Annotated in this window: 25 protein-coding genes and 1 pseudogene; 16 read left to right on the plus strand and 10 right to left on the minus strand. The window is 63.3% G+C overall.

Annotated features, from left to right (window positions below; all coding sequences use genetic code 11):
* Positions 1-3 precede the first annotated feature (3 nt).
* The gene (locus NLY36_RS07995) at positions 4-609 is read right to left on the minus strand and encodes an NADPH-dependent FMN reductase (protein ID WP_023671992.1); all 606 of its coding nucleotides are present in this window, start codon (positions 607-609) and stop codon (positions 4-6) included.
* 89 nt (positions 610-698) lie between these two features.
* Here NLY36_RS07995 and NLY36_RS08000 point away from each other — a divergent pair, with 89 nt between their 5' ends.
* Positions 699-1,067: a winged helix-turn-helix transcriptional regulator gene (locus tag NLY36_RS08000; protein ID WP_023683744.1), complete on the plus strand. Its 369-nt coding sequence runs from the start codon at positions 699-701 to the stop codon at positions 1,065-1,067.
* A 499-nt stretch (positions 1,068-1,566) separates the two neighbouring features.
* On the opposite strand, the gene NLY36_RS08005 is transcribed toward NLY36_RS08000, so the two are convergent.
* Complete coding sequence (locus NLY36_RS08005; RefSeq protein WP_023671995.1) at positions 1,567-1,962, minus strand: acyl-CoA thioesterase; 396 nt, start codon at positions 1,960-1,962, stop codon at positions 1,567-1,569.
* A gap of 223 nt (positions 1,963-2,185) precedes the next feature.
* Here NLY36_RS08005 and NLY36_RS08010 point away from each other — a divergent pair, with 223 nt between their 5' ends.
* From NLY36_RS08010 to NLY36_RS08020, 3 genes are read left to right on the plus strand one after another with little or no spacing between them, the layout of a single operon-like run.
* Positions 2,186-3,802, plus strand: coding sequence for a GMC family oxidoreductase (locus tag NLY36_RS08010; RefSeq protein ID WP_023695772.1), 1,617 nt, complete (start codon positions 2,186-2,188; stop codon positions 3,800-3,802).
* Positions 3,799-5,013 (plus strand): mandelate racemase/muconate lactonizing enzyme family protein, encoded by a 1,215-nt coding sequence (locus NLY36_RS08015; RefSeq protein WP_023695773.1) that lies wholly within the window; start codon positions 3,799-3,801, stop codon positions 5,011-5,013. The genes NLY36_RS08010 and NLY36_RS08015 overlap by 4 nt, the downstream gene beginning before the upstream one ends.
* Positions 5,010-5,927, plus strand: a complete 918-nt coding sequence (locus NLY36_RS08020) for an NAD(P)-dependent oxidoreductase (RefSeq protein WP_023683741.1) — start codon at positions 5,010-5,012, stop codon at positions 5,925-5,927. The genes NLY36_RS08015 and NLY36_RS08020 overlap by 4 nt, the downstream gene beginning before the upstream one ends.
* A 92-nt stretch (positions 5,928-6,019) precedes the next feature.
* On the opposite strand, the gene NLY36_RS08025 is transcribed toward NLY36_RS08020, so the two are convergent.
* Positions 6,020-6,958 (minus strand): diacylglycerol/lipid kinase family protein, encoded by a 939-nt coding sequence (locus NLY36_RS08025; protein ID WP_023695774.1) that lies wholly within the window; start codon positions 6,956-6,958, stop codon positions 6,020-6,022.
* 658 nt (positions 6,959-7,616) lie between these two features.
* Here NLY36_RS08025 and NLY36_RS08030 point away from each other — a divergent pair.
* A complete protein-coding gene (locus NLY36_RS08030; RefSeq protein ID WP_023695775.1) occupies positions 7,617-7,853 on the plus strand; it encodes a hypothetical protein in 237 nt (78 codons plus the stop codon).
* A gap of 118 nt (positions 7,854-7,971) precedes the next feature.
* Here NLY36_RS08030 and NLY36_RS08035 read toward each other — a convergent pair whose 3' ends face one another.
* Positions 7,972-8,604, minus strand: coding sequence for a hypothetical protein (locus NLY36_RS08035; RefSeq protein WP_031215742.1), 633 nt, complete (start codon positions 8,602-8,604; stop codon positions 7,972-7,974).
* A 284-nt stretch (positions 8,605-8,888) separates the two neighbouring features.
* Here NLY36_RS08035 and NLY36_RS08040 point away from each other — a divergent pair, with 284 nt between their 5' ends.
* Positions 8,889-9,404, plus strand: coding sequence for a hypothetical protein (locus NLY36_RS08040; protein WP_023695777.1), 516 nt, complete (start codon positions 8,889-8,891; stop codon positions 9,402-9,404).
* Positions 9,405-9,462: 58 nt separating this feature from the next.
* Positions 9,463-9,633, plus strand: a complete 171-nt coding sequence (locus NLY36_RS08045) for a hypothetical protein (RefSeq protein ID WP_023695778.1) — start codon at positions 9,463-9,465, stop codon at positions 9,631-9,633.
* A gap of 36 nt (positions 9,634-9,669) precedes the next feature.
* Here NLY36_RS08045 and NLY36_RS08050 read toward each other — a convergent pair whose 3' ends face one another.
* Positions 9,670-10,638, minus strand: coding sequence for a DUF3137 domain-containing protein (locus tag NLY36_RS08050; protein ID WP_023683735.1), 969 nt, complete (start codon positions 10,636-10,638; stop codon positions 9,670-9,672).
* A gap of 46 nt (positions 10,639-10,684) precedes the next feature.
* Positions 10,685-11,731 carry a CapA family protein gene (locus NLY36_RS08055; RefSeq protein WP_031197561.1) on the minus strand — a complete coding sequence of 349 codons (1,047 nt, stop codon included), beginning with the start codon at positions 11,729-11,731 and terminating at the stop codon, positions 10,685-10,687.
* Between the two features lie 146 nt (positions 11,732-11,877).
* Here NLY36_RS08055 and NLY36_RS08060 point away from each other — a divergent pair, with 146 nt between their 5' ends.
* The 4 genes from NLY36_RS08060 to NLY36_RS08075 all read left to right on the plus strand — a co-directional run bounded on the left by NLY36_RS08060 (position 11,878) and on the right by NLY36_RS08075 (position 18,618).
* A complete protein-coding gene (locus NLY36_RS08060) occupies positions 11,878-13,143 on the plus strand; it encodes a hypothetical protein (RefSeq protein WP_023695779.1) in 1,266 nt (421 codons plus the stop codon).
* 122 nt (positions 13,144-13,265) lie between these two features.
* Positions 13,266-16,430, plus strand: coding sequence for an excinuclease ABC subunit UvrB (gene uvrB / locus NLY36_RS08065; protein WP_023734969.1), 3,165 nt, complete (start codon positions 13,266-13,268; stop codon positions 16,428-16,430).
* A 340-nt stretch (positions 16,431-16,770) separates the two neighbouring features.
* Complete coding sequence (locus NLY36_RS08070) at positions 16,771-18,297, plus strand: ABC-F family ATP-binding cassette domain-containing protein (protein ID WP_023734970.1); 1,527 nt, start codon at positions 16,771-16,773, stop codon at positions 18,295-18,297.
* 147 nt (positions 18,298-18,444) lie between these two features.
* Entirely contained in the window at positions 18,445-18,618 is a 174-nt protein-coding gene (locus NLY36_RS08075) for a hypothetical protein (protein ID WP_023672009.1), read from the plus strand.
* 49 nt (positions 18,619-18,667) lie between these two features.
* On the opposite strand, the gene NLY36_RS08080 is transcribed toward NLY36_RS08075, so the two are convergent.
* Entirely contained in the window at positions 18,668-19,282 is a 615-nt protein-coding gene (locus tag NLY36_RS08080; RefSeq protein WP_023672010.1) for a glutathione S-transferase family protein, read from the minus strand.
* Positions 19,283-19,498: 216 nt separating this feature from the next.
* Here NLY36_RS08080 and NLY36_RS08085 point away from each other — a divergent pair, with 216 nt between their 5' ends.
* On the plus strand, positions 19,499-19,927 hold the full coding sequence (locus NLY36_RS08085; protein ID WP_023691563.1) for a VOC family protein: 429 nt from the start codon (positions 19,499-19,501) through the stop codon (positions 19,925-19,927).
* Between the two features lie 2 nt (positions 19,928-19,929).
* Here NLY36_RS08085 and NLY36_RS31530 read toward each other — a convergent pair.
* Positions 19,930-20,112: pseudogene (locus NLY36_RS31530) on the minus strand (hypothetical protein); the annotation flags it as partial.
* Here NLY36_RS31530 and NLY36_RS08090 point away from each other — a divergent pair.
* Entirely contained in the window at positions 20,029-20,352 is a 324-nt protein-coding gene (locus tag NLY36_RS08090; protein ID WP_353620212.1) for a DUF1428 domain-containing protein, read from the plus strand. The pseudogene NLY36_RS31530 and the gene NLY36_RS08090 sit on opposite strands and share 84 nt — an antisense overlap.
* A gap of 7 nt (positions 20,353-20,359) precedes the next feature.
* On the opposite strand, the gene NLY36_RS08095 is transcribed toward NLY36_RS08090, so the two are convergent.
* Together NLY36_RS08095 and NLY36_RS08100 are read right to left on the minus strand one after the other, a co-directional pair.
* On the minus strand, positions 20,360-21,994 hold the full coding sequence (locus NLY36_RS08095) for a tetratricopeptide repeat-containing sulfotransferase family protein (protein WP_023734972.1): 1,635 nt from the start codon (positions 21,992-21,994) through the stop codon (positions 20,360-20,362).
* Between the two features lie 203 nt (positions 21,995-22,197).
* A complete protein-coding gene (locus NLY36_RS08100; RefSeq protein WP_023734973.1) occupies positions 22,198-22,380 on the minus strand; it encodes a hypothetical protein in 183 nt (60 codons plus the stop codon).
* A gap of 322 nt (positions 22,381-22,702) precedes the next feature.
* On the opposite strand from NLY36_RS08100, the gene NLY36_RS08105 reads away from it, so the two are divergent.
* From NLY36_RS08105 to NLY36_RS08115, 3 genes are read left to right on the plus strand one after another with little or no spacing between them, the layout of a single operon-like run.
* Entirely contained in the window at positions 22,703-22,972 is a 270-nt protein-coding gene (locus NLY36_RS08105; RefSeq protein WP_023672014.1) for a hypothetical protein, read from the plus strand.
* On the plus strand, positions 22,969-23,235 hold the full coding sequence (locus NLY36_RS08110) for a hypothetical protein (RefSeq protein ID WP_023683726.1): 267 nt from the start codon (positions 22,969-22,971) through the stop codon (positions 23,233-23,235). Before NLY36_RS08105 ends, NLY36_RS08110 begins: the two co-directional genes overlap by 4 nt.
* Positions 23,236-23,272: 37 nt before the next feature.
* Positions 23,273-23,410: a hypothetical protein gene (locus NLY36_RS08115; protein ID WP_023683725.1), complete on the plus strand. Its 138-nt coding sequence runs from the start codon at positions 23,273-23,275 to the stop codon at positions 23,408-23,410.
* Positions 23,411-23,704 lie beyond the last annotated feature (294 nt).

A 23,704-nucleotide genomic window follows, 5' to 3' on the forward strand; every position in this document is an offset into this window, starting at 1 on the left:
GGCTCAGGCCGCCTGGGCTTCGCCGGCAATCGCGTCGGCCTGACGCGCTGCCTTGAGCACGCGGGCCCACCAGGCAACGTCGTTGACCAGCGCCGTGGCAGCCTGGTTCAGATGCTCGATCTCCTCGAGCTTCTTCTCGCCCTGGCGCACCGCCAGGAAATCGCTCCAGGCAATGTGAACGGCGGATTTGACCGGCGCCATCTGCAATTCGACCGCGGCAAGACGCAAATGTTCGACAGCGCGCGAGCCGCCGACGCTGCCATAGCCGACGAAACCGGCCGGCTTCTTGTTCCATTCATTGGCGGCGTAATCGATGGCGTTCTTCAGCACGGCCGTCGGGCCATGATTGTATTCGGCGGCGGTGAAGATGAAGCCGTCGAATTCGGCGACCTTCTTTTGCCAGCGCTGGGCAACTTCGTTCTGCGACGGCGCCCAGGCGGACGAGGCGACCTCGTCGAAGAAGGGCAGCGGCCAGTCGCGCAGGTCGACGGTCTCGACGTCGATGTCGGCATGAGATTTCGCGATCTTGGCGATCCACTGGGCGGGCACATCGGCGAAACGCGCGGCGCGTGTCGAACCGACGACGATGGCGATTTTGGGCTTGGACATGGGGCTCTCCATATATGCAAAAGCTGGTATCGTTTGGATACCGGCGCTATATGAGATACTGACAAATGGCAGCGCAAGGAGGCACCGTTATGTTACTGAGGCACCCGCACAACACCGAAGACTGCCGCGCCGTCTCGGAAATCCTGCAGCGCGTCGGCGACAAATGGACCGTTCTGGTCGTCGGCAAGCTGGGCGGCGGACCGCTGCGTTTCAATGAGTTGCGCGCCGCTGTCGGCGGCATTTCGCAGAAGATGCTGACCACCACCTTGCGCGGTCTTGAGCGCGACGGCTTCGTCACCCGAACCGTGTTCCCGACCATCCCGCCACGCGTCGACTATGAGCTGACGGAGCTCGGCCATGAGCTGCTGGTGCCGGTCGGCGCGCTCGGCGAATGGGCGCGGAAGAACACCTCGCGGGTCCAGGCGGCGCGTGAAAGATTCGATGGCGTGCACGCCTGAAAACCGTTGCCCAGCAATAGTTTACGGATTTTGCCGTCGACGACGCGTACCCGGGTTTAACTGGATCCGCCCTGGCATCGTTGGTCGCGCCATCGCGACATAGCTGCAGCGTTTCGTTCGCCGGCGCATGATCATTTTGAGGCTGACGAGGTCTTCCGCCGACGGGCCCTCAGGCCTTTGACGCAGGGTTGCTGCAACACACTGCGCCGCACGTCTCTACCCTTGCAGACCGCTGGGCAGTCCGCTCGTTGCCAACGGTCCGGTCGTGCGTGCAGGCAACGCTTGGAAGCTCTTTCCTGATCTCGGTATAAGCGGTCGTGCCAAGCAGGCAGATCACCGCGACGAGGGCCGCCACGAGCCAGCCGTTCAGCATGTGTTGACGCATTGTCTTCCTCCGCCGCCCGCAGAATCGGATGTGAAGGCAACCATTGGATGTCGCGCAGCGCATCGCCCGCGCGGGGGATGTTACATAAGCGCAAGCTTGGCAGAATCGACGATGTCAACTTTCGGTTGGAATCGGCTTCGGCTTGCCGTCGCTATCCAGCGCCACCATGACGAAATCGGCGTGGGTGACCTTCTCCATCAGGTCGGAGAGGTAGCGTTGCGCCCAGGCCTCGACCTTGAGCGTCATGGAGGTGCGGCCGACGCGCTCGACATGGGTGTAGATGCACAGCGTGTCGCCGATCTTCATCGCCTTGGCGAAGGACATTTCCTTGACCGCCGCCGTCACCACGCGGCCCTTGGCCCGCTCGGCCGCACGGATGCCGCAGGCAAGATCCATCTGCGCCATCACCCAGCCGCCAAAGATGTCGCCGGCCGCATTTGCATCGGCCGGCATGGCGAGCGTACGCAAGGTCAGATCGCCGATCGGCCGTCCGTCCGCGTAATGCACCATCCGAGATTCCCCTAAAGCGATAGCCCTTGATCCCGTAGCGTCACGGGCCCAAGAGGTCAACGCGACGGGCGAGGCTCCCGGCGCAATGTCGGTTCCATGGTGGCTTTTCCGACCAGGCGTCTCACGGTCGCTTTTTTCACAAGCCATGCCGGAAGCCGCAGGGGCGCGGCCAAGCCGTCGCGGATAGGCTGCGCTCAGTTTTGCGGAGCCGCCAACACCAATCATGCAGACTTATGACTTCATCATCGTCGGCTCCGGCTCGGCCGGCTCGGTTCTGGCCGACAGGCTGTCGATTTCGGGCCGCTTCTCCGTGCTGGTGCTGGAGGCCGGCGGCAGCGACCGCCGCTTTTATGTCCAGATGCCGCTCGGCTACGGCAAGACCTTCTTCGATCCGGCGGTCAACTGGAACTACAAGCCCGAGCCGGACCCCGGCCTTGCCGGCAATGTCGACCATTGGCCGCGCGGCAAGCTGCTTGGCGGCTCCAGCTCGATCAACGCCATGGTCTGGATCCGTGGCGCGCGCGAGGACTTTGACGACTGGCGCGATGCCGGAAATCCCGGTTGGGGCTATGACGATCTGTTGCCGGGCTTCAAGGCGCTTGAGGACAATGAGGCCGGCGCCGACAGATGGCGCGGCACCGGCGGGCCGCTGCATATCACCGACACGACGAACGCCGTCCATCCGCTGACCAGGCGCTACCTCGCAGCCGGCCAGCAGGCTGGGCTGCCGCTCAACCCTGACTTCAACGGCGCCGCCCAGGAAGGCGTCGGCGTCTACCAGATCTCGACCAGGAATGGCCGCCGCATGTCGGCCGCGCGCGCCTTCCTGCGCCCGGCGATGAAGCGCGCGAATGTGCGCGTCGAAGCCAATGCGCTGGCGACCAGAATCCTGTTCGAGGGCAAGCGAGCCGTCGGCATCGAATATCTGCAGAACGGCGAGACCAAGACGGCGCGGGCCGGCCGCGAGGTGATCCTGTCCGCCGGTTCGATCAACTCGCCGCAGCTGCTGCAACTGTCCGGCGTCGGCCCCTCGTCACTGCTCAAGGGGCTTGGCATCCCGGTCGTCCACGGCAACGAAAATGTCGGCGCGCATCTGCAGGACCATGTCGGCATCAACTATACCTTCAAGGGAAACGTGCCGACGCTCAACCAAATCCTGCGGCCCTGGTGGGGCAAGCTGCTGGTCGGCATGCGGTACATCCTCACCCGCTCCGGCCCGCTGTCGCTGTCGATGAACCATGGCGGCGGCTTCTTCCGAACCGACCTGGCGTTTTCGCGCCCCAACATGCAGCTTTATTTCCAGGCTTTCTCGACCGTCATTCCGAAGAGCGGCGAGCGGCCGATCCTGACGCCGGATCCGTGGCCGGGCTTTTCCATCGGCCTCTCCAACTGCCGCCCGTCCAGCCGCGGCGAGATCATGATCCGCTCCAGCAATCCGCTGGACTATCCCAGGATCGTCGCCAACGCCTATTCCACCAACGCCGATGTCGACGAGATGCTGGCGGCGGTGAAATTCGTGCGCAAGATAGCCTCGATGCCCGCCATGGCCGAGATCATCACTGAGGAGGTTTTGCCGGGCCCATCGATCCAATCGGATGCCGATCTGATCCAGGATTTCAGGAAGCGCTCAGGCACCGTCTATCACCCGGTCTCGACGTGCCGCATGGGGCCGGGCGCCGGGGTCGCCGTCGTCGACCCGCGCCTGAAAGTGCACGGGCTCGCAGGTCTGCGTGTCATCGACGCCTCGATCTTTCCCGCCAACATCACCGGCAACACCAACGCCGCCTCGGTCATGACCGGATGGAAGGGCGCCGAACTGGTTCTGGAGGACCAAAAATGAAGATCACCGACGTCAAGACCTGGGTAGTCGGCAACCCGCCGCCCGGCATCGGCGGCAAGTATTTCATCTTCGTCAAGCTGACCACCGATGGCGGCGTCGTCGGTTACGGCGAGGCCTACAACGCCACCTTCTCGGCTCACATAACAGCGAAGCTGGTCGAGGACATGGCCGAGCGTTACCTGATCGGCCACGATCCGCATGACATCGAGACCTTCTTCCGCCGCGCCTATTCCTCAGGATTTACCCAGCGCCCCGACGTTACCGGCATGGGCTGTTTCTCGGCGCTGGAAATGGCCTGCTGGGACATTGTCGGCAAGGAAGCCGACAAGCCGGTCTACAAACTGCTCGGCGGCCAGGTGCACGAGACGCTGCGCTCCTACACCTATCTCTATCCGCACACCGGCAGCGTCCATTCGGAGGACGCGCCGGACGGCCGGAACGTCTACAATGACCCCGAATTGGCGGCCGCCTGCGCGCTCGAATATGTCGAGCAGGGGTTCAACGCCGTCAAGCTCGACCCGGCAGGCCCCTACACCGCCTTCGACGGCCACCAGCCGCGCCTGATCGACATCGATGTCTCCACCCGCATGGTCAAGGCGATCCGCGAAGCGGTCGGCACCCGCGCCGATATTCTGTTCGGCACGCATGGCCAGTTCACCGCGTCGGGTGCGCTGCGCATGGCACGAGCCATCGAGCCCTACGATCCCTTGTGGTTCGAAGAGCCGGTCCCGCCGGACATGCCCGAAGTGATGGCGCATGTCGCCCGCGGCACCTCGATCCCGATCGCCACCGGCGAGCGGTTGACCACGAAGTTCGAATTCGCTCGCGTGATCGAGAACCGCGCCGCCACCATCCTGCAACCGGACCTTGGCCGCTCAGGCGGCATTCTCGAAACCAAGAAGATCGCCGCCATGGCCGAGGCCTACCACATCCAGATCGCGCCGCACTGCTATTGCGGGCCGATCGTTGGCGCCGCCAACATCCAGCTGGCGGTGACGCTGCCCAATTTCCTCATCCTGGAATCGCTGAAGCAGTGGGACGGTTTCCACGCCACGCTCTTGAAGAAGAAGATCGAGTGGCAGGACGGCAATGTCATTCCGTCGAAGGAGCCCGGCCTCGGCGTCGAGCTCAACGAAGCGGTCTGCGAGGCGCATCCCTACACCGGCAAGGACCTGCATTTGCAGATGATGCAAATGCCGCTGATGCCGTGAGCGAACGCTACGCCTTCATCGGCCTTGGCCATCTCGGCGGCAACCTTGCCGCCAGCCTGTTGCGCAACGGTTTTGTCGTCATCGTCTTCGACCGCGACCCCGCCGCCGTCGAGCGCCTCGTGGCGCTCGGCGCCACGGCCGCGACCAGCCCGGCCGAAGCGGCGGCACAGGCCGGCAATGCCATTACTTGCCTGCCCTCGCCCAAGGTCAGCGAAGCGGTGCTGGCGAATGCCGGCGGCCTGCTCGAGGGTCTGCCCAGGGGCGGCTCCTGGATCGAGATGTCGACCAACGGCCGCGACGAGATCCTGCGCCTCGCCGCCCTCGCCGCGGCCAAAGGCATCGAGACGCTGGAGTGCCCGGTCACCGGCGGCGTGCATCTGGCCGCGGTCGGAAAGATCACCGCGCTTGTCGGCGGCGATGCTGCGCTTTACGAGCGCCATCGTCCCGCCATCGAAGCGATGTGCGCAAAATCGTTCCTGATGGGTCCGGTCGGCTCGGCGGCGGTGATCAAGGTGATCACCAACATGCTGGCCTTCATCCATCTCGTCGCCGCCGGCGAGGCGCTGATGTTGGCCAAGCAAGGCGGCCTCGACCTCGCGCAATCCTACCACGCCATCGTCGCCTCCTCCGGCAACAGCTTCGTCCATGAGACCGAAAGCCAGCTCATCCTCAACGGCTCCTACGACATTGGCTTCACCATGGACCTGGCACTGAAGGACCTCGGCTTTGCGCTTGCGATGGGCAGGGAGTTCAGACTGCCACTCCAACTGGCGCCGCTTGTGAGTGAGATTTTCCTGATGGGCAAACAGGAATATGGCGGCGGCGCCTGGTCGACCCAGATCGTCAAACTGCTCGAGGATGCCGTCGACATGGATCTGCGCGCGCCCGGTTTCCCAGCCAAGCTGGAAAGCTAAGCCGGGTAAATATGTCCTGCCATTTCAGGCCCTTGGCCGGTTCGCCGGAATCGCCGCTCAAACCACCTGAATCAATCCCTCAACGCCTTGATTCAATATCTCAGCGTCAGCGCTCCGGGCAGGATCTCAAACGTCGCGGGTATACGCCCCGGCGACTCGCCATCTATGTCGACCAGCGCGCCGTTCTTCTCGACATCGCCGCTAGGTTCGACCACCACTTTCCGGCCACGCAATATGGTGATGGCCGGATGGTTGCGGTGCCGGCCGCCATAGAGCAGCCGAATATCCCAGATCAGCTTCAGCTTGCCGGCCGCGCGCAGGATGACGATGTCGAACTGGCCGTCGGCGAGTTCGGCGTCCGGGGCGATCATCATGCCGCCGCCGAAGAACTTTCCGTTGGCAACCGCCACCAGCGCCATGCGCGCCTCGACCGGGGTGCCATCGTCGACGGTGATCCTGACGTCCTGGAAGCGGTAGCGGATGAACTCGACCACGGTGCGCCAGAAAAACAGCGCCTTGGCCGACATCCTGCCCTTGCGCTTGTCGGCATTGACCGCACGGTCCGTGGCGCCGGACAGGCCGAGGCTGGCGATATTGATGAAGTGCCGGCTGGCCAGCGCGCCATGGTCGTCGATGTAGCAGATGCGCCCGGCATCGACCTTGCGCGCCTTGGCTTCGGCGATCCGCTTCAACGCCGCATCCACCTCTTTCGGCAGGCCAAGTCCGCGCGCGAAATCGATGCCGGTGCCGCAAGGCAGCAAGGCAAGTTCGGTTGTCCGGCCGCTCTCATCGAATGCCTGCAGCAATCCGTCGGCCACCTCGCTGGCGGTGCCGTCGCCGCCGGCCGCGATCACCAGCCCGAAGCCGCTTGCCGCGAGGTCGAGCGCCAGCCTTTCGGCGTCGCCCTCGGCCTGCGTCTCGCGCAGCTCGAATTCGCCGAAATGCTTTTTCAGCGATGCGAAGACCTCCGGCCAATGCCGTTTCAGCCGGCCGCCGCCGGCAATCGGATTGAGCACCACCCCGACTTTCAATGCGCACCCTCCCCGCACCGAGCCGATAGGCTCGATGCTTTGCCTGCATTGAAGCCCGCGCCAGCCGGCGGAGCAAGGGGCACAGCCGATCAGGCGCCAAAAAGCCGGCGGGCTGTCTAATGCAGCTGGAGTCGAAATTCCGAGCTTTGTGGCAAACGATCCCCGATAATCCCGTTATCCACAGGCTCACGCCCATTCCCCAAAACCCTTACCCGGCGTAAGTTTAACCATCTCAGGCGGCTACCGATCGCCACGCCGAAAGGCAAAGCGAAAAGGCGGATTTCCTGAGGCCCGTACGGCCCGAAGCGAGAGCAGGCTTGCTTGTTCGAGGGACGGATGCCGAGACCTACGGGGCCGCGGAAAGCGTGCGAACGCCAACGGCGGACCGATGCTGCCATGAAGGACGGCGAAAACCTTCGATGGCGCGCCGAACGAAGCTCGCAAGGGTGGAGAACGGCGTGGTCTGGAACGGGCACTGCCTTCGGGCGGTGACTGGCAGGACCGTCAAAATCAAGGCCGGCATGGCGCGACGACTTTGCGGAAGTTGCTGCCGCGACCGTGTCCTGATCTGACAGGGAGGCGCTGGGAGAAATCCCGGCGCCGACTGTCTTTTGGGCCAAGGTCCGGTCGGCGAAGCGACGCGTAAGAAGCCGATACTTTGCTGGAACGAGATTTCGGCGCTGACGGAACCATCTTCATCACCAGGCGCGGTCAGCAATTCACCGACATGATCCCGCGCCTGATCGACAGAGGCGTGTCCTTCGTCGAGATCGGTGGCAACGACGCGATCATGCTCACCGTGCTTTCGGCGGCAGACTTCGCTCCGCCCGAAGGCGCCCGGGCGCCGTTCAGCCAACCGTTCCGATCGATCCGGCCACCCGTCGCACCGGGCTGATCGTCGCCGTGCGCAAGCTGCACATCGTGCTGCCGGCGCTGTTCGAAGCAGGCGCGAGGCTGGAGCGCGTCTACAACTGAAGCCGCGCCCTGCACCGCGGCCTGCCCGGCGGGCCAAGCTACTTCTTCGGGCCGATGCCCGGGATCAAATTGAGGCCAGCGTTTATATATTCCGGCCGTATGGCGCCGCTGATGAGCGTGAAGGTGGCGAGCATGATGCTGGCCAGCGCACCGTCATGCCATGGCCTGAGGGCCAGCGCGTTGACGGCATAGGCCCAGAATGGGAAGGCGAGCATCGACATGACCATGTTGGCTCCCGGAGCCTCCGCATTGTCGGCTGAATCGCTGACCGATTTCAGATACACCGGCGTCATCGCCAGCGCGACGATCAACATGATCCATGAAATGGTCCAGACGCTGATACCGGCCATTTCAATCTTATAGATGGCTGCCTGCACCTTACCCGGAATGTCCCCCGGATTGCCTTTGGTCTCTTCCGCCACCGCATCGGTCAACGCCTTGGCAACCGGCTGCTCAGTGGCATTGACCAGGATGGAGTTGACGAAGATGAAAAATGCCACGACTTCGGCAGGCACGTACTTCGCAACCCGGTCGAGATAGCCATCGCCGCCTTTCGATCCTTGATCTTCTTGCTTGTCATCGTCGACGCCGAGCGGAGCATCGCCTGGAATACCCTCGAGCGTTGATTCCCTTTTCGGCACAGGCTCGGCGGACCGGACAATTCTTCCCATGACAAACCCCTCCTATATTGTTGTATCGCCCCGTGAGTATCGTAGTAGAAAACCGGGCCAAGAAACAGTTGTCGCGGCCATAGCCGACAAGATTTATTCAGGCTTCTTACTGCAAATGCATCACGCCCCCGCCCTATTGCTACCGGGTGTCTCGAAATCCACCTGTAGTGAGCGGTACCCAAAAACGCATCCCCCGGCTCATCGCGTGATCGCGGCCAAAATCCCGCCTTGTTCGCGCGCGATGGAAGGACTGGCTGCCGGGGGGCAATCCGAAGGACAAGACCGTGCTCAAGACCGCCCTTGTCGCCATGACCATTGTCGGCTGCGACTGCGACGCCAAGCTTTGCGAATATATCGGCGAGACGCCGGCGAAGTGGGCGACCATCGCCGACTGCGAAGCGGCGATGAAAAGCCAGATGCTGCACCAGAAGAACTTCGACTATCCGCTGGTCTCCGGCATATGCCGCAGCAAGGGGTCGGCGTCTTCTTCGCAACTGGCGGCGGCCGCATCCCGCCCGGAACTGAAGCCGGCCAGCCGGAATGTCCAAACCCCGTTGCCGCCGGAACTGAGCCATCGGTCGAGCGTTTCCGTCGGCTCCCCGACGACGGCCATGGAGGCAGCAGCGGCACGGCCGGTCGCCTACGAGCAAGTGGTCGATGGCGGAACAGGCGTGCTCTACCGCACCAGGAACGGCTACGCCGTGGTGAAGACAGATCTCGGCCGCGTCGCGTCGGCAACGGTCGGCATGGCCAAGCGGTCCGCGAACTGGCTGGCAGGCCTGGTGCCGAGCGGGTTGTGAGCGGCCTGCCGGTCGGACCGTACCACGCTGTCGCACTGCCGTGGAAAACTCCAGATAGATGCATGATGGTGTCAGCATCGACACGCAGGAGCGCCATTTCATGAAGCATGCAGTTCGAACCATGCTGTCCCTGGTGCTGGCGTTGGCGCCGCGCGGCAGCCTGGCTAATGCATGCGCCCAAACAGGACCGCCGTTTTGGGGCAACGATATGCATGAAAACAAGACCTGAAGCGCGTCGCATGAATTCGTTTCGACGCGCGGCGCTTTAGGCCTCGCCATCCGTCGCGCCGATCTTGCGCACCAGCGCCGCGGTCGCCAGGATCGCGCCCATATCGGCGATCATCGGCGCGATGTGCTTGGTGTAATCGAGCGGCACGGAAATGGCGGGCAGTTCGAAGAAATTCTTCGGCTGCGGCAAGAGCAGGAAACCATCGCTGCCATTAAGCGCCACCCGCGCCGGATCATCGCGCCATGTCTCGTGCAGCCATTTCAGCGCCTGCGCCAGCCGGCCGCTCACCAGCGGCTGCGCGGCGGCGACATTGTCGGTGCGAAATTCGTAGTCGCCGTCGAGCAGCGGATCGCCGCTGGACAGTTCCTGCATCTTGCCGGCGAAGATGCCGCGGAAGAAACCGACCACCGCGTTGCTGCGGCGCGTCGCGACCAATATGCCGGGGAACGGCGCGATTGTCTCGAACGCAACGATGACGCCCTTGAAGACCGTCGACGAGCCTTTGCCCGACCCTTGGCGCAACTCCGCCTCGTAGAGCTCGAACGGAAAATCCTCGTAGCGGCCTGACACGATGTCGTCGAAGCTCTGCCGGTTGAAGGCGCCGACCACGGCGCGCGGCAGCCGGTCGAAGGAATTCGGCGTCACGCTGTGCTGATAGCGCACATCCCTGATGAAGCCGAAGATGATCGGCAGCAGCGTGTCACGGAACGATTGCTGCAGCCGCGTCGCCGGCCTGATCGCCAGGAAGTACAGCAGCAGCGCCGCGAAGAAACCGCCGACATAGAGGAACACATGCGGCGTCGAGAACCATTGCTCGTTCAAGTCGGCGACCTTGTTGAACAGCCAGGCCACCAGCACGACAAAAACCAGCAGCAGCCCCAGAAACACCGGCACCCGCCAGCGCACCTGGCGGTAGGCCGAAGCCCGTCCAGCCTCATAGATCTCGATATTCTTCCTGATGCCGGCGACCACCGCTTCATCAGGCATGAACTCAGCTGCTTCCATCGCCCCCTCGCAAAGTCCTATTATGCCTATGATAACGGGAAAGTTGTCAGTCGCCAAAGATCGCCTTCAGCCTGGCCTGGACCTTGCCCTTCACCCGGCCAGTCAGCGCCTCGACCGGAACCAGCCGCTCATGCCCGCCTGCGCGCAGCCGCATGAAGGGATGCATCCGGTACCCGGCGATCGCACCGCGCATGCCGAGATCTGCGCTGACATCGACGACGAAAATGCCGGCGATGCGGCCGGGCCAGGGCTGCCGCGCCAGCGCCGTGCCGAGGAAGTCGCCAAGCCCGTAAGCCACGAGCGTCTTGCCGACCCATTGCACCGGCTGCACGACATGGGCGTGGTGCCCGGCAATCAGCCCCACGCCGTGACCGGCCAGCAACCTCGCCAGCATTTGCGTTTGCGGCTGCGGAAAATGCCGGAACTCCCAGTCCCAGTGCGGCACCGCACAGGTGAGATCGATGTTCTTGTCGGCCGCGCCTCTCGGCCATGCCGCCGGATCGCCTTGCATCGAGACAAGCTCGGTGAATGGCCCGGCGTCACCATTGCGCCACAGTGTGAAGGCGGCAAAGCCGATCGTCAGCGGCCCGGCCTTGACCTGCTCGACCGGTCCTTTTTTCGCGGTGCCGATGGTGCGGATTCCAAGCCGCTTCAACGCCGCAACGGTCTCGTCGAAACCGGCGACGCCCTGGTCGAGCACATGGTTGTTGGCCAGCGACAGCACGAGCTTTTCACGCGCGATGCCTACGGCGGCAAGCGCCGCGGCAAGAAACCGCTCGCTCATCGCATGGTGAGTGCCAAGCCGCGTGCCAAACGCCACGCTCGGCCGCTCGACGACCGGACTTTCGCAATTGCCGATCACCAGATCGGCTGAGCCCAAGAGCTTTGCGATCGCCGGATCGCACTCCGGCGCACTATGGTTGGCCACCGCCGAAATATCGCCGACAAAGGCCAGCCGCACCTTCCGCCCTGGCGGTGGATCAATGAGTGTCGTTGCCGCGATCGGCGCAAAATCCCTGACATCGCCGCCAAGCGACGGCTTCAGGAAGCGCGGCAGCCATGACAGTTTGTAGGAAAGCGGATAGTTCGACACGCGACGCCCAATCGTTTGCCCAATCGGTTAGCTTGTGTAGACGGTCTGCCCGGGGAGTGTCGACCGTCAGTCCTTGAAACACTGCCGCCGGCAGACACGGCGCCAAATGCGTGTAATGTCTGCGCATCACATAGTGGAGGGATGAGATGACACGTTTTGCAGGCCTGCTGGCGTCCGCCTTCCTCCTGTTGCTGCCGCTATCTTCGGCCCGCGCCGCCGCGCCCGAAGCGGCAACCGCTTTGTTCGAGGCCAAAACGGTGACCGAGCGCAACCGTGCGCTCACAACGCTTGAGTCTGCAGCGAAAGGCGATCCGGCGTCAGCCTATGCCGCCGGCGCCGGCGAATTCTTCACCGCGCTGGAAATCCTCGCCGGCGGTCTGCACCGCCACGGGTTCGAAAGCCCGCAATCCTTCATGCTGCCGCTGATGCGGCTGCCGATTCCGGACAATCCCGATCCCGAACCGCTGACCTATGAGCAGTTCCGTGCCATTCTGGTCGCCTTCCGCGACCGGCTGGAGACATCCGCGGCCACTCTGGGCTCGGTACCCGCCGATGCCGATATCGGCATGGTCGTCGACCTCACCCATGCCGGCATCGATCTCAACGAAGACGGCGCCATCGCGCCGGATGAAAGCATGGCCGCCATCATGGCCTCGCTGTCGCGCGGCGGTATCTCGTCGGACGGCGCCGCTTCCTCGCTCACATTCCGCTTCGACCGCGCCGACGGTTTCTGGCTGCAGGGCTATGCCGAATTCCTGATGGCGCAGGCCGATTTCTGGCTGGCGCATGATTTCAGGACCATGTTCGACGGCTCGTTCCACATGCTGTTTCCGCGCGCCAAACTGCCGCTGCAGGACATTCTCGTGCCTCCCGCCGGCGACATGGGCAGCAGCATCTTCTCATCGGAATGGCGCATCGCGGATTTCATCTCCATGGTTCACCTCGTCAACTGGCCGGTGGTCGAGCCCGAGCGCCGTCAAGCGGCGCGCCGCCATCTGCTCGAAATCATCCGGCTGTCGCGCGAGGACTGGAAGGCGATCCGCGCCGAGACCGACAATGACCGCGAATGGCTGCCGGGACCGCAGCAGAAGGGCGAGAACCCGCTCACCGGGCTCGAAGTCGGCGAGGAGCAGATCGAGGCCTGGCTCGCCACTCTGACCATGGCCGAAGACCTTTTGGAAGGCCGCAAGCTGCTGCCGCATTTCCGCATCACGGCCAGCACCGGCCAGGGCATCAACATGAAGCGTTTCTTCGAAGAACCGAAGCCTTTCGACCTCGTGCTGTCGATTACCGGCCCGGCCATCGCGCCCTACCTCGAGAGCGGTGAGATCGTGACCAGCGGCGAGTTCGACCAGATCCAGCGCCAGTTCGGTGGCGGTGGGTTTTTGACCTTCGCGCTGTGGTTCAATTGAGCAGGCGGCCTGGCTTCGCGTAACACAGCTCCTGACACCCTTGTGTCAGGAGCTTCGACCCGCTTAGCGCCCTTCGCCACTGCACTCTTTCCATTTTGGCGGACTCTGCCCATATTTGGGGCATGGCCAAACTCCCTGACAAAAAGACACCGTCTCCGGCGGGTGACAACGGCGCTTCGCCGCCGAAGCGGCGCAGCCCGCTGACCGATTTCCTCGATGCCTCGGAGCCTCTGCACAGAGGCGGCTTCGCCGAGGCGCCGCAGGCCGACTTCACCGGCGCGCCGCTGAGCGGCTCGATTGCCGACTGGGCCGAGCAGATCGAGCAGGAGGCCGAGAAGGAAGGCCGTCTCACCGGTAAGGGCGATGGTAGATCGCCAAAGTCCGCGAAAAAGATCCCGGAGCGGTCCGCTGCGCCCGGCCGCAGTTCGCGCGGCACCTCGATGGGCGGCGCGGCCACGGCCCGCGAACGCACCGCAGCCGGCCTCAATCCGGTCGCCGGCCTCGACATCTCGCTGGAAGACGCCGAGACCATGGCCTCGGGCAGCGTCACCGCCACGGTCGCGGCGCTGTCGGCGCTGATCGAATCCGGCAACCCCTTGCACAAGGACGGCGTGCTGTGGACGCCGCACCGCCCTGCCCGCCCGGAAAAATCCGAAGGCGGCATCGCCATCAAGATGGTGTCGGATTTCGAGCCGGCCGGCGACCAGCCGACCGCCATCAAGGATCTTGTCGAGGGCGTCGATAACAATGACCGCACGCAGGTGCTGCTCGGCGTCACCGGCTCCGGCAAAACCTTCACCATGGCCAAGGTGATCGAGCAGACGCAGCGCCCTGCTTTGATCCTGGCGCCCAACAAAACGCTGGCCGCGCAGCTCTATTCCGAGTTCAAGAAATTCTTCCCCGACAATGCGGTCGAGTATTTCGTCTCCTATTACGACTACTACCAGCCCGAAGCCTACGTCCCGCGTACCGACACCTTCATCGAGAAGGAATCCTCGATCAACGAGCAGATCGACCGCATGCGGCATTCGGCGACCCGCTCGCTGCTCGAGCGCGACGACGTCATCATCGTCGCTTCGGTGTCCTGCATCTACGGTATCGGCTCGGTCGAGACCTATACGGCGATGACCTTCCAGATGCAGATCGGCGATCGGCTCGACCAACGGGCGCTGCTCGCCGACCTCGTCGCCCAGCAGTACAAGCGCCAGGACATCAATTTCGTGCGCGGCTCGTTCCGCGTGCGCGGCGACACGATCGAAATCTTCCCGGCCCACCTTGAGGACCGCGCCTGGCGCATCTCGATGTTCGGCGACGAGATCGAGGCGATCACCGAATTCGATCCGCTCACCGGCCAGAAGACCGGCGAGCTGAAGAGCGTCAAGATCTACGCCAACTCGCACTATGTGACGCCGCGTCCAACGCTCAACCAGGCGATCAAGTCGATCAAGGAGGAGCTCAAGCACCGGCTGGTCGAGCTCGAGCGCGCCGGCCGCCTGCTGGAGGCACAGCGGCTCGAACAGCGCTGCCGCTTCGATCTTGAGATGCTGGAAGCCACCGGCTCCTGCGCCGGCATCGAGAACTATTCGCGCTATCTCACGGGACGCCAGCCGGGCGATCCGCCGCCGACATTGTTCGAATATATCCCGGACAATGCGCTGGTCTTCATCGACGAAAGCCACGTCACCGTGCCGCAGATCGGCGGCATGTATCGTGGCGACTTTCGGCGCAAGGCGACGCTGGCGGAGTATGGTTTTCGCCTGCCCTCCTGCATGGACAACCGTCCGCTGCGCTTCGAGGAATGGGACGCCATGCGACCGCTCTCCGTCGCGGTTTCTGCGACACCCGGCGCCTGGGAGATGGAACAGGCCGGCGGCGTGTTCGCCGAGCAGGTCATCCGCCCGACCGGCCTGATCGATCCGCCGGTCGAAGTCCGCCCGGCGAAAAGCCAGGTCGACGATGTCGTCGGCGAAATCCGCGACACCACGGCCGCCGGCTACCGCACGCTGGTCACCGTTTTGACCAAGCGCATGGCCGAAGACCTGACCGAATATTTGCATGAGCAAGGCGTGCGCGTTCGCTACATGCACTCCGACATCGACACGCTGGAGCGCATCGAGATTCTGCGCGATCTCCGCCTCGGCGCTTTCGACGTGCTGGTCGGCATCAACCTGCTGCGCGAAGGCCTCGACATTCCCGAATGCGGTTTCGTCGCCATCCTCGACGCCGACAAGGAGGGTTTCCTGCGCTCCGAGACGTCGCTGATCCAGACCATCGGTCGCGCCGCCCGCAACGTCGACGGCAAGGTCATCCTCTATGCCGACCAGGTCACCGGCTCGATGGAGCGGGCGATGGCCGAGACCAACCGCCGCCGCGAAAAGCAGATGGAATGGAACGCGGCCAACGGCATCACCCCGGAATCGGTGAAGTCGCGCATCTCCGACATTCTGGATTCGGTCTACGAGAAGGACCATGTCCGCGCCGATATCTCGCAGTTCACCGACGGCGCCGGTGCGATGATGGGCAACAATCTCAAGGCTCATCTCGACGCCATGGAAAAGCAGATGCGCGACGCCGCCGCCAATCTCGACTTCGAAAAGGCCGCCCGCATCCGCGACGAGATCAAGCGGCTGCGCGAGATGGAACTGTCCATCTCGGAAGACCCTCTGGCCAAATACGCCGACATGGAAAGCCCGGTCTCCGGCCGCGAGAAGGGCAAGCACAACAAGGGCGTGGCCAAGCACCGTACGGCTGAGGAACAGGAGCGTTTTCGCAAGTTCGACGACGCACGCGCGGCTGAAGAGGCGGCCAGGGCTGCCCGGTCCAACCTCTTCCGCAAGCCGGCGCTCGACGAAATGGGTGCCGACGGCGCCGTGCCGGTGAAGAAACCGCTGTTTGCCAAGCCGTCGATCGACGATATGGGGCCTGGTACCGACATGCCGACACCGTCAGGCGCGGTGTCGCGCTCGTTGTTCAAGAAACAGTCGGCGCAGGAAGCGCACGGCTCCGACTTCGGCATTCCGGGCGACGCGACTAGGCCCCTGTTCAAGAAGAACTCACTGGACGAGATGACGGTTCGGCGGACCGAAAAGCCGGTCGAAGGAAAAATGCCGGCCAAGCCCCAGCCAATCTCCCCCCAGCTGGGGGAGATGTCCGGCGGGACAGGCGCGAAGGATCGCAACGCCAAGCCAATGATTCGCCAGCGCGCCGGCATCGGCTCCTACGAAGACCCAGGCGACGCCCGCCGCGAAAAGCGCCGGCCGGGCAAGACGGGACGGCCGGGGAAATAGCACCTCTTCCCTTCTCCCCTTGTGGGAGAAGGGAAGAGCGCTCCACCACCGCCGCATCCGTCGCCCACTTGCCTCCACCCCCGCCTTTGGTGTAATCGCTCCACACACTCAAAGTTTTGTCTTGAAAGGAGGGCTGCGTGTCTATCGATCACCATCGTCAGCGTGGCCCGATTTCTGCCCTGCGAGTTCGCTTGCAGGGCTGACCAGGGACATCACGGGTTTTTTCCCGCTTCGATTTTTTTGGTCTGCCCTTCGTGGTGCGCAAAGCTGAGCCTGATGGCCGGCACGCGCACCGTCAAAGTGCATTGAGCCGGACACCGGCAAGACCAGAGAAATCACAATGGCCCTGATCAGCCTCAAATCCCTCGGCGTCACCATGAGTGCGCCGCTGTTTTCCAACCTCGACCTCACCATCGGCACCGGCGACCGGCTCGGCATCGTTGCCGCCAATGGCCGTGGCAAGTCGACCTTGCTGAAGTGCCTGACCGGCGCAATGGAGCCGACCTCCGGCGACATTTCCCGCACGCGCGGCCTGCGCGTCGGCCATGTCGAACAATCCGTTCCTCCTGCCCTTCTCGGCCGCAGCTTCCACCAGGTGGTGGCCGACGCCTTGCCGGCGGGGCAGGCCGACAGCGAGATGTGGCGGGTCGACGTGGCGCTGGATTCGCTCGACGTGCCCGAGCCGATGCGCGAACGGCCGATGCAGGCGCTGAGCGGCGGATGGCAGCGGCTGGCGCTGATTGCCCGCGTCTGGGTCACCGACCCCGATGTGCTTTTGCTCGACGAGCCCACCAACCATCTCGACCTCGCCAAGATCAGCCAGCTGGAAAGCTGGCTGAACGCCCTGCCGCGCGAGGTGCCGGTGGTCATCGCCAGTCACGACCGCGCCTTTCTCGACGCCGTCACCAACCGCACGCTGTTCTTGCGCCCGGAGGACTCGCCGGTGTTTGCACTGCCCTATTCTAGGGCGAGGCAAGCGCTCGACGACCTGGACGCTTCGACGGCGCGCCGGTTCGAGCGCGACATGAAGGTGGCGCAGCAACTGCGCAAGCAGGCCGCCAAGCTCAACAACATCGGCATCAATTCCGGCAGCGACCTTTTGACGGTGAAGACCAAGCAACTCAGGGAACGGGCGGAGAAGCTGGAAGACGCCGCGGTATCGGCGCATCGCGAGAAATCAGCCGGCGCGATCCGGCTGGCCAACCGCGGCACCCATGCCAAGGTGCTGATTACGCTGGACGACGCCGCAGTGGAAACGCCGGACGGCACGCTGCTGTTCAAGACCGGCAAGCGCCACATCTGCCAGGGCGACCGCATCGTGCTGCTCGGCCGCAACGGCGTCGGCAAGTCGCGTTTCGTCGATCTGATCCGCAACGCCATCGCCGAGCCGGACACGGTGCCGAACGTCAAGGTGACGCCGTCGACGGTGCTTGGCTACAGCGACCAGGCGCTGGCCGGCATCAGTGGCGACGACACGCCGCTGGCCCTGGTCTCGCACCGCTACGATGTCGGCGAGCAACGCGCCCGCTCGCTGCTTGCCGGCGCCGGCGTGGTCATTGAGATGCAGGAGAAAAAGATCGGTGTGCTGTCCGGCGGCCAGAAGGCGCGGCTGATGATGCTGGCGCTGAGACTCGCCAACCCCAACTTCTACCTGCTCGACGAGCCGACCAACCATCTCGACATCGACGGCCAGGAAGCGCTGGAGGAGGAACTGCTCAAGCACCAGGCGAGCTGTGTGCTCGCCTCGCACGACCGTTCCTTCATCCGCGCCATCGGCAACCGCTTCTGGCTGATCGACAAGCGGAAGCTGACCGAAGTCGAAGACCCCGAGGATTTCTTCCGCTCAGTGGCTGAAACGGCGGGCTGAGGAACTACCACCATGGGCCGCACTGTGTTGCGGCCCATGGTTTCACATCTCCCAGAATATTTTCAGCGCTCTGTCGGATCGCCTGAACCTGCTGCGTCCTTGGGATGCCGACACGATGATGCCGGCTTCATCTGAGGAGAACGCATCATGTCCATCCTGTCATCCATAGGCCGCGTCGCCGCCCGTTACGCACAGAACCGCGCCCGCTATCGCAGCGAGCGCGAGCTTCTGGCCCTGCCGATCGAACTGCGCAAGGATATCGGCTGGCCGGAAATCCTCATCGACGCGCAAAACGGCCCGCGGATCTGCAGGGCGCCCTGACCATGCGGTCGGGAAAGATCGATGCAGGCCGCCGCGGGGCGACCGTTGCTCAGTCATGCGTATCGCCCGACAGCGGCGTCGCCTGCATCGATCGACGCTTTTCGAACGCCTCGAACCAGCGCGTCAGCCGCGCCCGCGCGCGAAAGGACGGCAGCTGGCGGAACGCCATCCAGGACAGCGTGGTGGCAAGCGCTATATGGCCGACATGGAGCGGTGTCTCGTCGTCCAGCGCGCTTTCGATCCAGTCATAGCTGGCCTCGATTTTTTCCCGGTAGCCTTCGGCAAGCGCTGCATAGCGCAACTGTTCGGGCCGCCTTTCCGTCTCCCAGCGCAGGCCTATGCCCGTCTGCGCCAGGCCTTGGGCGACCGCCTGCAACCGCAACGCCTGCCAGCGCGCTTCGCCGTCCTGCGGCAGCAATTTGCGGCCGTCATGCAGCGTATCGAGATAGGCGCAGATGACATCGGAATCGAAGAGCGGCGGCGCATCCGGCCGCAGCAGCACCGGCACCTTGCCGAGCGGGTTTTCGGCGTAGACACTGGCGTTGCGCAAGGTCGGGCTGGTCTCGTGATGAATGACCTCGAGCCGGTCGGCAAGCCCGACCTCATGGGCGAAGACGAGCGCTTTGCGCGCAAAGGGCGAATGGGTCTGGTAATAGAGGATCATTGTCGTCTCAGCGGGTTGAAGAAGCGGTCCCCGTTCTAGCCTGCTGACAGCGAGGATTGCGCTCTGATTGGGCGCCGCCGACGCAAGTTCGTTTCGCCAGAAAATCGCATCGGCCCAGAAAATCGCATCAGACATGTAGGATCGCCGCCGCCTCGTTCGTCCTAGGGTTCGCAAGGCCAACCAAGCGCCCAGACCAAACCCAAAGAGGAACAAGACATGACCGACCAGACCCCCATTCAGCCGGCCGCGAAAGTTCTCGGTGGATTGACCCCCTATCTGCAGCTGGACGGCGCCTTCAAGGCCGCCGAATTCTACAAGAAGGCTTTCGGCGCCGAACAGGTGTTCTTCTATCCGCCCGATGAGCAGGGCCGCACGATGCACATTCATCTCCACATCAACGGCTCGACGCTGATGATTTCCGATTTCTACCCCGAAAACGGCATGCCTGCCGTCAAGCCGCAGGGCTATACCATGCAGCTCCATCTCGGCGCCGACGAGATCGATGGCTGGTGGAAGCGCGCGGTCGGTGCCGGCTGCGAAGTCGCAGTGCCGCTGCAGCTGATGTTCTGGGGCGACCAGTGGGGCAACATGCGCGACCCCTTCGGGGTCGAATGGGCGATGAACGCGCCGGCGAAGAAAGACTGACCACCGCTGACAAAGCTCCTCACCGGCTGACGCCGGTAAGGAGCTTTGTGAGATACTCCAAGGAAAACCCAATGTCCTATGTCGATGGTTTCGTGCTCGCCGTGCGGAAGGCAAACATTGATGACTACAAGAAGCTGGCCAACCTCGCAGGCCCGATATGGAAGGAACACGGAGCGCTCGCCTATGTCGAATGTATCGCCGACGACGTGCCCTATGGTGAGTTGACCTCGTTTCCGCGTGCCGTTCAGGCAAAAGACGACGAGATCGTGGTCTTCGCATGGGCCGTCTATTCATCCAGGCAAAGCCGCGACGCGGTAATGGCCAAGGTGATGGCCGATCCGCGTTTGACACCCGATTTGGGGCCTATGCCCTTCGATATGAAGCGCATGATCTTCGGCGGTTTCCAGCCCTTCATCGAGCTTTAGCCGCTGCTCAGGCCAGCTTGTCCAGCAGCGGCTTCAACCTGTTGCCATAGCGCTTCCAGAGATCGACCGAGCCCTGATACATCGGCTGGCGCACCTGCGCGGCCGAGGCCGTGCGCACCGGACGGTCGGTCTCGTGGAACGACAGCGCCTTGTCGTCCCAGGACAGGCCGAGATGCCCGATCAGCGCCCGCGTCTGTCCCTCTTGGTCGGCCACGAAATCCTCGTAACGCACGTCATGGACGACGCCCGGCAGAACATCGTGCCAATGCGCCATGATGTCGGTGTAGATATTGTGGAAGTCGGCGAGCTCGCCCAGATCATAGCCGTAGCGGTGGTTGTCGCCGCGGAAATGCAGCTTGTAGATCGAAAGGCAGGTCGCCGCCGCATCGCGCGCGCAATGGATGATCTTGGCTTTCGGCAGCATCATATGGATGAAGCCGATGAGCAGGAAGTTGCCGGGCATCTTGTCGGTGACATGCCTGAAGTTGGGATAGCGCTCATGCAGCATGTCGAGATAGGCTTGGCCCGCCTCCGCAAACTCCGCGTCGGATACATCGACCAGTCCCCAGGGGAAACCTCCCGGCATGGTCAGCGGAAATTGCTTGCCGACCGCGGTTTTCAACATGCTGAGCTCGCCCGCGCCATAGACTTGTGGATGGCTGGCGATGATCTGTTCGACCAGCGTGGTGCCGGAGCGCGGCATGCCGACGACGAAAATCGGCGTGTCGTCGGAGATTGCACTTGGCTTGTGCTTTTCGAAAAAGCCGGCGTTGAACACCGTCTTCATCGCCTCGAATTCGGCCCGCGTCCTGACCGGATCATAATCGATGCCCTTGCGGCGGATCGCATTGCCTTCAGCGAAATAGTCGAAGGCCCTGTTATAGTCCTTCAAATCGTCATTGGCCTTGCCGAGACCGAAGGACAGCTGCATGCGTGCCAGGCTGTCGGCCGGCGCCTTGGCATGCTGGGCCTCCATGCCGGCGAGTTCGGCGTCGCGCTCCTTCTGGCGCTTGACCTGCGTCAGCATCAGCCAGGCTTTTGCCATGCCTGGCGTGATCGCCAGCGCCTGCCGGAACAGGTCGGCCGCCTCATCGAGCTTGCCTTTTTCCATCAGCCCGACGCCGAGCCCGTGCAACAGGTCGGCATCCCTGGGCCGGATCGTCAGCGCCTCGCGAAAGGTCGCCAGCGCCTCGTCCAGACGACCGGCTTCCTGCAACGTTTCGGCAAGCCCGATGCGGGCGCGGACATGGAAGGGATTGCGCCCGATTGTGCCGCGATAGATGTCCTCCGCAGCCTCGAACTGGCCGAGCTGTTTCAACGCCGAACCCAGATTGTCGCGTGCCGCGAGTTGGTCGGGCTTGAGATCTACCGCGCCGCGGAAGAAATCGGCGGCCGCTGCGATGCGGCCGAGATCGCGCATCACCGTGCCGAGATTGTTGAGGAAATCGGGATTCTTCGGCTGCAGACGCACAGACTGCTCGATCAGCTCCAGCCCTTCGGGGTTGCGCCCGGTCTGGTGCAGCAACAGGCCCAGGAAATGCGCCGCTGCCGGGTGATTGGCCTTGCGCGCCAGCACCTGCCGGTACAGCGTCTCGGCCTCCTGCCGGCGCCCGGCCTGATGCAGCTGCAGCGCCTGCTGCACATATTGGTCGAGGCCCAGCGGCGGCTGTCCGCCAGCTCCAGCACCCGCCGCTCTTCTCTGATCTCTGTTGATGGGAAACCTGCCGTGTTTTGTCCGCTTGCCGCGATCTAGGCCATCGGCGCTGCAGGTTCAAGGGAAGAGTGGGCTCGCCAAGGGCGCGGACCTCTTCGAAACTCTAGAGGAATTCCAGGAAAATGTAGCGTTCAAATCAGCCGGTTGCTCTCGGCGAGCCGGCGCTCCCGCCGTTGCGTGCCGTCGGTGTCGGCAATCTTGCACCGTGCCGCTTCGTCGCTTCTTATCGTCAGGCGCACTGATATTGCCTTGGGGAAGAGGACGATTGGCTCGATTGTTGCGGTCGGACGATCCGGCGTTTTCATGAATCTCATATATTTTTGCCTTTCGCAAAAATAATCTTAGGGGCACCGGAATAATTATTCCGATGCTCTCTAAATAAGAAATTGGCTGATATTGTTCCACGATAGCAGATTTATTAGGGGTTTATACGAGAAATTTTTTATACCGGTCGAGCCGTGACGGAAATCAGCTTGAATAGCCAACAATTTCGGATTATTGATCTGAGATCGTTTTTTGGGTCAAGCTTGGCATATAGCGGCGTCGGAGATACTCGACCCGCCAAACTCATTCCAATCGCCGATGGTTGAGTTCCCGGTTGATGCCGGAAAGCATCGACGAACCAGAGCCAAGCCAATGCCGGATCGCACCACCCGTTCCATCGCCCATTTCGCGGCACCCTTCGTGCTTGGCGGGCTGGAAGGGCAACTGCCGGCCGGCGACTATGACATCGATCACGACGAAGAGCTGATCGAGGGCATGTCGCGGCTTGCCTGGCGTCGCGTCGCCACCTTCATCCATTTGCCGGCAAGGGCGGTGAAGAACCCGGCCACCAGCCAGCTTGTCGCAATCGACTACCTCGAACTCGAAACAGCGCTGAGGCGCGACCAGGAGAACGCAGCATGATCCGCTTCCAGCAGAATGCGCGTCCGCGCACCGACACGCCCTCGCACCTCTTCGCCGTCGGCCAGACCGTGCGCATGAAGAGCCGCAGCGGGCTCGCCCAGAAGACCGCCGAGCTGTTTCAGATCAAGAGCAGATTGCCGGTCAAGGATGGCTCGCCGCAATATCGCATCCGCAGCGAGCAGGAGACCTATGAGCGGGTCACCACGGAAGACAACCTCGAAGTGGCGGACGCCCCGGCTGTCCCCGACAGCCCGGCCGTCTGACACCGCACCCACCCAGCACGTACGAAGGAGCAGACAGATGGCCAAGGGTCAGCAGCGCAGCAATCGCGAAACTCGCAAGCCCAAGAAAGACAAGGTGGTGGCCAAGGCCGCCTCCCCGTTCGGTTCCTCGGTCAAGCAAGCCGAGAGCAGCCTGAAGCCGAAGTCGAAGGGCTGACAAGGCAGGGGCGCGCCTGGCGTACCTGCCAGCAATGGACTGACGATCTCGCGCAAAACTCTGCAACGGAGGCTTGCTTGACGTTCTTCGTCGAGCCGCTCGCGCGACGTCGACGAAGCCACGCTCGACAAGGTATCCTTCTTCCCTTGGAGGTGAGAAGCGGTCCGCGCAGCGGACGAAAAGCCAATTGTTGGCTTTTCGAGTTTCGAACGCCCTGAGCCTGCGAAGGACCAAGGGTGGTCCGGTCCACCCGCCCGGTCCCCGCTGCTTCGCAGGGTCCCGGCATTCGCCGCC

This window comes from Mesorhizobium sp. C399B (assembly GCF_030323185.1).
Taxonomy (GTDB): Bacteria; Pseudomonadota; Alphaproteobacteria; order Rhizobiales; family Rhizobiaceae; genus Mesorhizobium.

Coding starts and splice junctions, on each gene's coding strand:
- NLY36_RS07995 (WP_023671992.1), bottom strand. CDS start 609: ATGTCCAAGCCCAAAATCGCCATCGTCGTCGGTTCGACACGCGCCGCG.
- NLY36_RS08000 (WP_023683744.1), top strand. CDS start 699: ATGTTACTGAGGCACCCGCACAACACCGAAGACTGCCGCGCCGTCTCG.
- NLY36_RS08005 (WP_023671995.1), bottom strand. CDS start 1,962: ATGGTGCATTACGCGGACGGACGGCCGATCGGCGATCTGACCTTGCGT.
- NLY36_RS08010 (WP_023695772.1), top strand. CDS start 2,186: ATGCAGACTTATGACTTCATCATCGTCGGCTCCGGCTCGGCCGGCTCG.
- NLY36_RS08015 (WP_023695773.1), top strand. CDS start 3,799: ATGAAGATCACCGACGTCAAGACCTGGGTAGTCGGCAACCCGCCGCCC.
- NLY36_RS08035 (WP_031215742.1), bottom strand. CDS start 8,604: ATGGGAAGAATTGTCCGGTCCGCCGAGCCTGTGCCGAAAAGGGAATCA.
- NLY36_RS08045 (WP_023695778.1), top strand. CDS start 9,463: ATGCATGATGGTGTCAGCATCGACACGCAGGAGCGCCATTTCATGAAG.
- NLY36_RS08050 (WP_023683735.1), bottom strand. CDS start 10,638: ATGGAAGCAGCTGAGTTCATGCCTGATGAAGCGGTGGTCGCCGGCATC.
- NLY36_RS08060 (WP_023695779.1), top strand. CDS start 11,878: ATGACACGTTTTGCAGGCCTGCTGGCGTCCGCCTTCCTCCTGTTGCTG.
- uvrB (WP_023734969.1), top strand. CDS start 13,266: ATGGCCAAACTCCCTGACAAAAAGACACCGTCTCCGGCGGGTGACAAC.
- NLY36_RS08070 (WP_023734970.1), top strand. CDS start 16,771: ATGGCCCTGATCAGCCTCAAATCCCTCGGCGTCACCATGAGTGCGCCG.
- NLY36_RS08075 (WP_023672009.1), top strand. CDS start 18,445: ATGTCCATCCTGTCATCCATAGGCCGCGTCGCCGCCCGTTACGCACAG.
- NLY36_RS08080 (WP_023672010.1), bottom strand. CDS start 19,282: ATGATCCTCTATTACCAGACCCATTCGCCCTTTGCGCGCAAAGCGCTC.
- NLY36_RS08085 (WP_023691563.1), top strand. CDS start 19,499: ATGACCGACCAGACCCCCATTCAGCCGGCCGCGAAAGTTCTCGGTGGA.
- NLY36_RS08100 (WP_023734973.1), bottom strand. CDS start 22,380: ATGAGATTCATGAAAACGCCGGATCGTCCGACCGCAACAATCGAGCCA.
- NLY36_RS08105 (WP_023672014.1), top strand. CDS start 22,703: ATGCCGGATCGCACCACCCGTTCCATCGCCCATTTCGCGGCACCCTTC.
- NLY36_RS08110 (WP_023683726.1), top strand. CDS start 22,969: ATGATCCGCTTCCAGCAGAATGCGCGTCCGCGCACCGACACGCCCTCG.
- NLY36_RS08115 (WP_023683725.1), top strand. CDS start 23,273: ATGGCCAAGGGTCAGCAGCGCAGCAATCGCGAAACTCGCAAGCCCAAG.